Here is an 11,145-nt window from a genome sequence, read left to right as displayed (position 1 = left end):
CGGTTGCTGGAACCGATTGGAAATATTCCCCCGGCAGAACGAGAGATGGAATATTATCGGCTAGAGGAGTCAAGCGAGGCAGCCTGACTCAAACGAAAACTGTCTCCGGAAAACCCGGGGCGATTCAAGACCGTCGACTGCGACATTTCCGCCCTTGTTATCAATTGATGCATGCAGCCCCATAGGTGATTTTCCCTCAGCACTGCTCTCCCGCGCTGTAATGATAAGGCAGAAAAAAACTATAAGAATGATAAATTTAAATCCAAAAATATTTCTCATGGCCAGATCTAGTGACGGCGTCAAACTGAAGAATGTTGTACACGAGAATAGACATCAACCAATTGCTGATAGTGACTTTCGGCACAATTCTCTCTTTCGCCTTGCTGTCTTGCAGCCTTCCCCATGTGGCTGATCGCCGCTTTGTCACTAAAAAGCTGAGTAATCACAGTACGCAACCCTTCGACATCTCCAGGTTCAAAAAGAAGGCCCGTCTCCCCTTCCCTCACCATTTCCGGTGTACCCCCGATGCGTGAGCCGACGACCGGCTTGCCGCTGGCAAAGGCTTCAAGAATCGTCATCGGCGCATTTTCGTACCACTCCGAGGGGAAGACCAGAAACGCCGCCCCGGCAAAGAGGGCTTTAAGTTCGTCTCCAGATCGATACCCGAGGAATTCGACCTGATTAAGCCCTTCATTACGGGCAAAGGTTTCGAGCTCCTGCCGTAGTGGTCCGTCGCCAACGATCTTGAGGGGCAGGTCGTGACCGCGTATCGCCTTGAGTAATGTTGTTACCCCTTTCTCGTGCGAGAGGCGTCCGGCGTAGAGAATATATTTGCCTGGCGTGTAATCTGGGGTAAATGTCTCCATGTGAAGAAAGTTCGGCAGATAGACCAAACGTTCGCGAGGGATGCCGGCCTGTGCATGTTTTTCCAGCAAGAACTGGCTCGGGCAAAGAAAATAACGGACGCTATCGTACTTGTCGAAAATACGGCTCATATAGGCTTCGGCGGTATAGACCAGAGAAGGGAGGAGACTTCCTTTATGGCAACGGTGCGCGGCGCAGTGGTAAAACGCCTTGCCGCGGCACTGATCGCAGACGTTGCCATTACGCAACATCAGGTAGGCCGGGCAGACAAGCTTGTAATCATGCAGTGTCATGACTGTCGGTATTTTGCGATCTCGCGCCGCATCGAGAACCGCGGTAGTAATCCGTCCGTAGATATTGTGGCAGTGGATAATATCAGGCTTGAAATCATCCATCAGACGTCCCGCCTTCCGACGGTTTTCGAAGGAATAGACGAGCTTGACCGCAGCTGTAACCTTCTCTGATAAAGGCACATTTTCGTAAGAAATCGGACTGGCGAAGTAATCCTTGTACGAAGATGTCAGGTTCTTTTCAAACTGTCGAGAAAACGGAGCAACTTGATGCCCATGTTGCTCTAGCATCGCGATTTCATCAAAAAAAACCCGCTCTGATCCCCCCCGCAAATAGAAAAAATTATTAACAAAAAGAAATTTCATTCAAAACCTCGCAAAAAAAATTAGCTCTGGCTGGTCTGGCGCATACGATATTCGACATTCCGTTGCATCACTGCGATTTCAGCCAGGACAAAGAGAAACCCTAACAGAATGGGCTGTTGACGAATAAATATTGATGAAAACAATGAGGCAATCATCATTGCAACGAAACCGGCCAAGAAACTGCGCGCAAGGAGTTTTTCGTCCTCTTGAGCAAAAGGCGATCTGGCAATGAAGTATAAAGTCCGGCAAATATGCCAGAGGATGAGTCCGTAAATGACAAACCCGATAAAACCGAATTTAGCAAGAATTGTGAGATATCCGTTGTCGATCTGGTACTTCATAAGAACTACTCCACCCAAAGGACTCATGAGTGGCAATTCTCCGCCGAATCCAGTACCAAAAAGGGGCTGTTGCATCACATAGTCGTTCCAAACTGTCTGTGCTGTTACCGCGCGTGTGCTGATCGTTTCCACATCATTAGCCTCTGCTGCCTCCCACTCGAATAGAGTTTGATTCAAATTGACCAAAGACTCCATCCGCTCGCTGATCGATGCTATTACCCCTTTACTAGGAAATGCATCAGGAGCGAGCTCAATAAGTAATGCACCGGAACACAACAGAAGGGTGACTAGATAAGCCGAGTAGAGAAAAAGACGGGTACGAAAAAAAGCTAGGCGATTACGGACTGCCTCCGCACCAAGGACGACCGCAAAGGCAACCCAGTAGGTACGGACTTGCATGACTAACAGCATTAACGCATTAGAACCAAGAAGACAAAAAAGATAACGTTGTCTCGCTTGAATACGGATAGCATGACCGAGCAAATATCCTCCGTAGGCCATTAACAGGAATAAGGTATTGTCAAAGAAAACACGATTGGCCATGCGTTCATCTGCTGCCATTATGCCCCGGAAAAAGAGAAAGGCGATAATAATATAACCCGCCACCCACAACATCACATTGAAAAGACTGCGACGCACTTCAAAAAGATCCTGGGCTTGTCCGAAAAATCGCATAGACCAAAAGTAGAGAAATAGCGGCAGAAATTGACGAAAATCCGCAAGAGCCTGAGACACACCATATCGGCTACTACCGAACAACAGACTCAGCACGAAATAGGAAAAAAGAAGAAGAAAGCTTTTATCAAAGATCGCCCTGTAAGCTTTTCCGCTCAATAGAAAATCCATACCCCAGTGGAAAAGGAGCACAAAAATAATGATCTCCACTAGGGTAATATAGAAATCACCGATAGGAATTGCCGGTGGTGTCAGCTGAAAGCTTGATGGCAGAAGAAAAACCAGCAGCAGTAGTATCGAATCAAGCGACAACGGCTTCGAGAGGCTCATGTTGCCTTCTTATCATAACTAGTTGGGCTATTGATGATTGTTACCCTTGTCGGGTAAGTTTTTCGCGCCGGCAGGGGAATAAAAAGCCCTTTAACAATGTCGATACCGATAAGCACATTGTGTATGATCGCTGCCAGCGCGAGTTTGATTGAATGCTTTTTCAGCCAATAGATCACAAATAGAAGTGTGCAAAGGGAGGCCCAGACCGTCAGCATTACCGGGATGACCGGTAGTAGCAGCACGATTGGCACCAAGGCGAAAAAAAACAAGCCAAACAGCAGTTGCAGACGAAAGCGCCGCAGATTTTCAATGCCAAACCCCTCCTGAAAAGAAAGACAAACCATCTGCCCTATCCCACCGACAAGACCACGGCGCATCCGGCGGTTGATCTCAGCAAAGGGATTAGGGAGATAGCCATAATGATTAACAGCATCGAACGGCAGATAAAAGATTCGGCCACCGCGCGCGCGGAGGCGCTGCGCAACTTCATACTCCTCTTCCGCCTTGAGAAATGGGTGAAAATTTCCAACTGCGCGTAGCGCTTCGACATTAAAGAGAGCTGAACCGGTGGCCACGGGCATTTCACTCTCAATATCTGTCAGACCAGCATTAGGAAAAACTACAAATCTACCCGCCAAATCACTGTTCATGTAAATTCGTTTGCCATTCACAATATGGTAATTGTGCAGTCTTCCCCTGACAGCAACCACGTTAGTTTTTGTTGTCATTAGCGAAAGCGCAGCTTCCACGAAACCAGGAATAAGTTCCATGTCGCCATCGATCAAAAGCATATATTGCCCTGTTGCATGATTGACCGCAGTGAATCGTCCAGCGGCTGGTGAATGGGGCCAGTCACAGCCGAGCTGAATAATCGTGATCGGGTATTTACGCGCAATCTCGATTGTCGCATCAGTAGAACATGAGTCGACAACGATGATTTCTGCTTCAATGTCCGTAGTTGCTACAAGCAACGAGTCGAGACATCGCCCAATATTGGCTGCTTCATTCTTACAGATGACTGCGACGGTCAGCAACGGCTGATGCAAGGTGGCACTCATCATTTAAGGCTATTCAACCGGCTTGAAATTTTCTTAAGCAACCGCATGGTTCTGCCTGGAGGAAATGCATAAAGAGTTCGACGCAATGAGCGGCTTTGAGCTGAACGAGCGAGCAGACGTTCAAAGCGCTGCGAGGTTGAAGTCGGAGGTTTATTGCTTTCGCGACGAATGACCGGTGGCATGCAGCCAATGATTTCTCTTTTTTGCGTGCTGCCAGCCTTGCGACGGATGTTACCGGCAAAAGCGGTATGTACTGACTCAACCGACACTGCGTTGATGGCGATGACACGATCATCGTTCAGGGATGCAAGAAGCGCGGCCGCCCGTTCGTTACGGGCCAGAGCCAGGCTAGTGCCTTGGTTATCGCTCCGGCACTCGGGCAGCCAGGCGTCACCGAATGAGAGATCACTGAGTTCGGCAAAAAAGTCCGGGCAGACGAAACAGTGCAACGGGGTAAAGAACGGTGTGCCGATATGCCCCCACATCTCGGAGGGGGGAATTCGTAACTCTTTCTGAGCGGTGTGGATACGTCCGATTCCTGGCCAGCCGTCGCCGCGAAAATCGAGGCGCAAGACATCCCGGCGCGTGGCATCGATGCCGCTGAGGAGTGCGTCGGCGGCGTGAAGAGAAGGGGTGCGTCCGCAGAAAAGCCCCAGGCGCCAGACAATTTGCCGACTACCAAGGAGGCCGTTCTTTTCCAGAAGATCTATCCCCCACAAATGACAGGGGAGACCGACAACGGCAAGGCGCTGCGCCGACGCGGGGAGCGATGCGAAGGCATCATTGACCGCTGCCGGCAGATAACGGGACCCCTGCGTTCTTTGCAGATCGGCCGGATTTGTCGCCCAGAAGGATTGTTGTTTGAACGGATTCTCAGGATCGGCCCCGACAACCAAAACCGCATCCACCTCACCGCGTTGCAGCAGCGCTGACGCAACGGCGGTAACCATGCCACCAGAGGCGCCATTATAACGGACAACCGGATCAATGGCATGGCCGGTGTAGGAAAGGACAGTTGCACGAGGTTGAGTGACAAACTTTTCGCTTATCGCCTGATCAAGATCAAAACCGAGAGCCGGACAGACCTTATCGCAGAGACGGCAGTTGCAGCAGTTGCCGCGCAGACCGGGCCGCAGCGTCCCCTGCGGGGTTTCGCGCATGACCAGACAACTCTGCGGACAGGCTCCGGTACAGGTGCCGCAACCGGTACAGAATTGCGCATTGGACATCTTTAGTAACGGCCCGGCGCATTCGAGATAATCAACAGCCATCCAGGCGTTTACCCTTGACCCCTCGCGTATTGCCGGCAAGTTTTTACTCAGTTGCACCCGGACCGACTCGGAAAAATCAACCAGTTTTTGAAATGTCCGCTGCAAACTCGGCAAGAAATCGCTCTGATGTATCTCGCGCAGATCGATCAGATAATCGTGCTGCCCGAGAAGATCACCATTAATGCCGAGAGTTTTGTGGTTGTAGACGAGGGTCAGGGTCGGTATGCCTTGAGAGAGGGCGGCAATTGTTGCGTGCATACGCGAGCCGACAAAGAGCTTGCAAATGCCGATCAGGGATTTGAGCTGCGCACCGGTATAATCGCCATGAATAATTCGGCTCTGTTGCTTATTTCGCATACGGTCTCTGACCAGAGTGGTCACCTTGCGATCATCCGATATACCGGGGATAACTACATGAGGGACAAAGAGGATATTAAGTTTGTACTTCTCAAAAAGTTCATCACAGAATGCGGCCATTGCAGCGATATAGGCGTCTTCACGCTCTATCACCGGTAAACTTTTAAAAGCATAGCTAGCAATAATACTGCTGACTGACATCCCGACCCATGGAACAGAAGGATCGATATCTTCGGATTTAAGTAGAATCTGGGTCTCAGTTGTCGATACGGGCGAAAGAAGAAAGGCAAGATCCTGGGTGCGGCGTACATTGTCACTGATACCGTAGCCGGAGAGTATCTGCACAGTGCGCTCTTCTCTGGCCGTAATAAGAGCTGCCGCTTTCAGTGTGCTGATCGTCAATCTGTCTATTCTGCCTTTGCCGAACGGGCCGATACTTTGCGCGCAGAGGTAATAGGGTTTGCCGATCATCCGGGCGAGGAGAAGAGGCAGAATGACTGTGAGGTTGGCAATCCAGTTGTAGTCGGAGCTGATGCTGTCACCGCTGAGGTCTAGAACAAGATCAGCCTCGTGTATTGACCGCCAAAAGCGAGGAAAGATGAATTTGTGCTTGGCCAGAGGATAAAAGAGTGCCTGTAACGAAAGGAATCCGGCACAAAAAAGAATCCAGAGAAGACGAACTTTCTGCATCGTCACCAAAGTCCAGGGACGCGAGACAAATTCAACATCAGGAAAGGCGAGTCGCTGCGTATCGACGGCATTTTTTCGATTGAGAATGATAAATTTAACCGGCACCGGAGATGCTTCTTTGATCGACGTAATAGCAGCTGCGACCATAGCCCAGCAGCCGTTATTACGGGTGTCACCGATACCAGTGATGACGATTGTTTTCATTTTTTTCCCCATATTTTCATCATAATAGAAAATTTTTCTCGATAGACGATAATGTAGTAACCGGTGGCAAGAATAGTTCCAGTAGCAAAAATGGCCAGCATACTATGGGTTTGCTGACGTACCAGATAAAAAGCAACCATTCCCGGGAGGTTGTAAGCGATATACCGGGCGTAGAGAGCAAACTGTTCACTATGAGCTGCACCGACGGTCTTTTCCGCAAGATAATTCATCAGTACGTAGATGCCGATGCCGTTGATAGTCAACAAGATGAAACCCTTAGTCGGTGAACCGAGATACGCCCCGAGCAGGAGTGACACCAGATTGTTTATAAAGATAAGCGCACTGATCAACATCAGATAGCGCTGTTTCTTGTAGGCGTTGAAGAGGCTGGTAATTGGAGTGGAGATAAATTGAAAGAAGAAAAAAAAGCCGAGAATTCCGGCATAGATTCCTGCTTCCGCCCATTGCTCACCGAAAAAAATTCGGAAGAGAAACTCCCCAAAAAAGAGGAGGAAAATAAACGGAAACATTCCCGCAGCAACAAGGTGCTTGCGCAAGTTCAGAAAACCGCAGCAATTCTCTTCGCCGTTATGGATACGGTCGACAACTTCCTTATAGTAGGCATTACGGATCGATTCGCCGAGCATTTGCATTGGCATTTGAAAGAGGCGGTTCCCCAAGGCGAAAAGGCCACAGACAGCAGGAGAGTAGAGGACTGGAAGCAAAAGCAATGGCAACTGGCTGCTGCCGTTGGCGAGAAGCATGGCACTGCTTGAGTAGAGGGGAAACTCCCGATAATCTTTGGCCAACTCCTTGATTGTCCGAACCTTCTCGTCAGTTTCCGGTGCGGGCTCCCGACGCAAAAATGCATAAAAGAGGAGCGCGGTTTCGATTATAAAACTAATAAATCGGGTAAATACGAGTGTCAGAGATGACACTTGACCAGCAAAACCGATCGCAAGGGCGAGCCCTCTCTCTGTAAGAGTTTGGGCGATACGCGCACGTGATTGCAGGACGAATGCCCGCCGTCGGGCGGTGTATGCCGTCAGAATCAGATAGAGACTCCGCAGCAGGATCGCCACCGGGATCAACCAGAAGATCGGCATCAGCTCCGGCATTTTAAAAAAGCTGCTGAGCGCCGGTCGCATCAAATAAAAAGCGGGCAGATTAACAAGTATGAAAATGCCCAGCGATATAATGACGCAGAGCCGACTGACATTCAGTGCGTTCTGTTCATTCTTTGGAAGAATGATTGCCTGATAATAATTCAAGGTCGCAAGCGGGGCCATAAACATCAGAAATGACAGAAAAAAAGCAGCAATTCCGAAGTCGTGCGGTGAATAATAACGGGTCAAAATCGGGGTCGTAAGCAGGACGATAAGCTGCGAAACGGCAGTCCCCGATGCGAGTTGCAGAATACCTTTCCAGAGTCGCCGATTCCCGGATGATGCTTTTAAATCAACGCTCATACCAGTCCGCGATCTCTCGTGCCGGTTGAATCTGGATCGTCGGATCGGTCACAACTTGTTCGATCAGCGAAGCGAAGGCCTGTAAACGGTCGGGATGAGCGCCAAGGACCCAGGGGTGAAAACCGATGGCTGCCGTTTGTCCCGGTCGAAGAGCAGCTATCCTTTCCTGCCAAAAGTGCAACATGGCTCCAGCCGTCAGACCGGCATCGATAAAGCCCCAATCGTCAGCTATGGAAGGAATACACAAAATACTCTCTCCTCCCGGCGCTTTCATCAAATGGGCATGAAAGTGGCGGGGGTTGCTACAGCGCGCCAACAGATAGCGATAGCCATTCTGTTTCATGAGACCGGGGAGTTTCAGAGAAAACCGGTCGCGGGGGGGATGCAGGCCGACGATCTCGACACCGAATTGGCGTTGGATGCGTTCCCTGCACAGCACAAGTTCCTCCGTGATCGTTTCCTGATCGCTACTGGAGAGATCGACATGATAATAGGTATGGCTGGCGATTTCCTGGCGTGCAACGTTGAGGGCCGCGAGTGTCTCCGGGTAGTGCTCGGCAATCAGTCCGACACTGTTCCAGGTAGCGCGAAGACCGTACCGGTTGAGGATGTCGAGGATTGCCCGAAAACCTGCCTCTGCCGTATCTTTACCGGCCGGATTACCAAATTCCCGTTCATAATCGAAGTAGAGAACCAGACTGATCTTCTGCTCACCGCCGGGACCAGGACCGACAAATTTGCGCCGTAACAACGCCTCTCTCACTTTTCGTTGCAGTTTAAAAAAAAGGTCACTCATCGTGAAAGGTGCTCCGATCCTGGCACTTTTCCGCGCAAAATCCGGATAATTTCCACAAAAGTCGGCTGATGCTCCGGCCGGATCTGATCAATATCAGAATCGCCCAAACTCAAGAGCCAATCCTTTGCCATCAAGTCCTTCAAGTTGATGTCAGCCCTGTTGGGAGAAATATGGAAAACCGGTACATCAATATCAACCATCCCGAACCCTAAATTTTGCAATGCCTTTCTCTGATTTTCTGTACTCGCTCCGCACTTGATATTGTCGATGCCGTGGCATTGGAAATCTTCAAGTGCATGGGCAACCAAGGTTGCGTGCAATACAGGGTCATCATCGATACAAAAACATTCGGAGATGATCCCCACTTGTTGTTCATTTGAAACAGGAAACCGGTAGATCAATAGACCAACGGGCGTCTCATTTCTTAAAATCAAAAACTTTCGATAAGTCAGGTTCGGCTGAAGGTTATATTTCCAATTCAGATATGCAGACTCTCTGGAAATAGCAAAGCTGTAATCCGATACAACCTGATTCCAAAGTGCATCAACTCGTGCATCGAAGATGTCCACTTCTTGAAAGGTTAAGTTACTCGACTGTTCATGAGCACGACAAGGTATCCCCTGCCTGGAGCGCATCGCAATGCTGCAAAGAAAATTGATGAACATGGCAAGGCCAAAATTTCTGCACGCCATTAAAAGACGCACAACTCGTGTGCCAAGATACTTTGCGACAAGTCTCAAGAATGAAGCATAGAGCACATCACGATCAAGTCTGCAACTCACCCGCAACCAAGTGTCAAGAGGCCTGCCAGGATGACCACCAACCTTATATTTATTTCGCCTGTTGCTTGGAGATGGGTCAATGGCGATGAAAATGGTGTGAGCATCCTGATTAAATTCTTGCAACTTCTTACCCAGACCGTAGCAACGATAACGCTCAAGAGTATAAGTGTCGCAGGAATGTCCACCCGTCAACCGCTGGCCAGTTGCGATCATCGGTACAGCCATGGCAGTAGACCAAGCGGCAATTTCGCCGTCCTTGGAGGCTACCCAGCACAGTGGTCGATTTCCTTCCGACACAAACGGGTTATCGAACATATTCCATTTCCAGCGTGCCGGATATTTGAAATGAAATAAGTTAGGATAGGCTTCCATCCAAGATTTTATGAGCTGTGGCTCGTCGTCGGAACGATACCGCCGGATCTCGATCGCCTCGTCCTTAGACGGCGTATTCTGAAATCCATAGGGGTCAGGTCTCAACCTCAAAACATCATAGGGGTCAGGTCTCAACCTCTGACACTCCTCAACTCTTCTTCCAATCGCCTGACAACCTTTTTCAACTCCTGATCCTTTTCGCACTTCAACGTCAACCTTCGGCTTACCTGAGATACGGCTGCATCGCTGATACCAAAATACGCGCCGATATCACGGAGCTTTGCTCCACTGAATTGCTGACAGCAATAGATGCTGATATTTCTCAACAGTTTTGGGTCGACCGGTTCTTTTTGGGCTCTTGCAATGATGTCATCCATAGAGGGGCGAATTGCCAACTCTTTCACTGCTGGTATATTCCGCATATCTTGTGCTTCACCCAACATCCGGTCAGATATGTCACTAACAAACTCCGGTCGACCCAGAATCGTTGAGGCGATCACCTGTTCCAGCGGACTGTCATATTCTTTATCGAGCAGGTCTTCAACAAAGTGTCGATAGATGTTCCTTGCCCCTGGATTATTACCACCGAAGTATCCAAGAATAAAATCCACAGTCAACCAATCGGGTGCCTTGTTGAGCCCAACGTAGCAACAGTAGCTGGACCACTGATAGTCATCTGGTCGGGATGTCATCCCCGCTCTGACTGGATTCAAGTGGAGATAGCGGGACAACTCCGTTGCATACTCATCGGCCTCGACCAGAATGGCTTTATACCTCCCCTGAAACAGATGTCCGGCACGCTTGCGCTTGACATTGAAATAGGTCGTATACGCACCGTTGATATGCCGCATGATCTGAGAAAGGTTCCCCCCGGGTGTTTCCAACAGCAAATGATAGTGATTGCTCATCAGGCAATACGCATGAATAACTGCCCCGTAGCGCGTTACTGCGGAATCCAGATAGGCCAAGAACTTTTCCCGATCCTTTTGACTCTTAAAGATCACCTTCTGTTCATTCCCACGTGACGTAACATGATAAAACGCACCGGGGTATTCAATTCTTAACGGTCGTGACACAGCCTAATCCTTTGTAAGCAATAGGCGTGAGACCATATACTAAAGAACATCTTTTCGTCAAGTGTTGAGACCTGACCCTATTGTTTTCTTACTATTGTTTTCTTACTATTGTTTTCTTACTATTGTTTTCTTACTATTGTTTTCTTACTATTGTTTTCTTACTATTGTTTTCTTACTATTGTTTTCTTACTATTGTTTTCTTAC

The 11,145-nt window shown here is 49.2% G+C and carries 8 protein-coding genes; all 8 read right to left on the bottom strand.

The genetic code is table 11. From position 1 onward, the window contains the following. Positions 1–299: 299 nt before the first annotated feature. From AC1931_RS14260 to AC1931_RS14225, 8 genes are read right to left on the bottom strand one after another with little or no spacing between them, the layout of a single operon-like run. Positions 300–1,520 (bottom strand): glycosyltransferase family 4 protein, encoded by a 1,221-nt coding sequence (locus tag AC1931_RS14260; protein ID WP_483877955.1) that lies wholly within the window; start codon positions 1,518–1,520, stop codon positions 300–302. 20 nt (positions 1,521–1,540) lie between these two features. Continuing rightward, a complete protein-coding gene (locus tag AC1931_RS14255) occupies positions 1,541–2,866 on the bottom strand; it encodes an O-antigen ligase family protein (RefSeq protein WP_483877954.1) in 1,326 nt (441 codons plus the stop codon). Then, complete coding sequence (locus AC1931_RS14250; protein WP_483877953.1) at positions 2,863–3,927, bottom strand: glycosyltransferase family 2 protein; 1,065 nt, start codon at positions 3,925–3,927, stop codon at positions 2,863–2,865. Before AC1931_RS14250 ends, AC1931_RS14255 begins: the two co-directional genes overlap by 4 nt. Then, on the bottom strand, positions 3,924–6,446 hold the full coding sequence (locus AC1931_RS14245) for a polysaccharide pyruvyl transferase family protein (RefSeq protein WP_483877952.1): 2,523 nt from the start codon (positions 6,444–6,446) through the stop codon (positions 3,924–3,926). Before AC1931_RS14245 ends, AC1931_RS14250 begins: the two co-directional genes overlap by 4 nt. Beyond that, entirely contained in the window at positions 6,443–7,915 is a 1,473-nt protein-coding gene (locus AC1931_RS14240) for an oligosaccharide flippase family protein (protein ID WP_483877951.1), read from the bottom strand. The genes AC1931_RS14245 and AC1931_RS14240 overlap by 4 nt, the downstream gene beginning before the upstream one ends. Continuing rightward, on the bottom strand, positions 7,905–8,711 hold the full coding sequence (locus tag AC1931_RS14235) for a polysaccharide deacetylase family protein (protein ID WP_483877950.1): 807 nt from the start codon (positions 8,709–8,711) through the stop codon (positions 7,905–7,907). The genes AC1931_RS14240 and AC1931_RS14235 overlap by 11 nt, the downstream gene beginning before the upstream one ends. After that, positions 8,708–10,000, bottom strand: coding sequence for a hypothetical protein (locus tag AC1931_RS14230; protein WP_483877949.1), 1,293 nt, complete (start codon positions 9,998–10,000; stop codon positions 8,708–8,710). The genes AC1931_RS14235 and AC1931_RS14230 overlap by 4 nt, the downstream gene beginning before the upstream one ends. After that, positions 9,997–10,941 (bottom strand): REP-associated tyrosine transposase, encoded by a 945-nt coding sequence (locus AC1931_RS14225; RefSeq protein WP_483877948.1) that lies wholly within the window; start codon positions 10,939–10,941, stop codon positions 9,997–9,999. The genes AC1931_RS14230 and AC1931_RS14225 overlap by 4 nt, the downstream gene beginning before the upstream one ends. Positions 10,942–11,145 lie beyond the last annotated feature (204 nt).

The organism is Pelovirga sp. C15f, assembly GCF_057178085.1.
The sequence above is the reverse complement of the archived record's forward strand: the minus strand, read 5'-3'. Positions and strand labels throughout refer to the sequence as shown.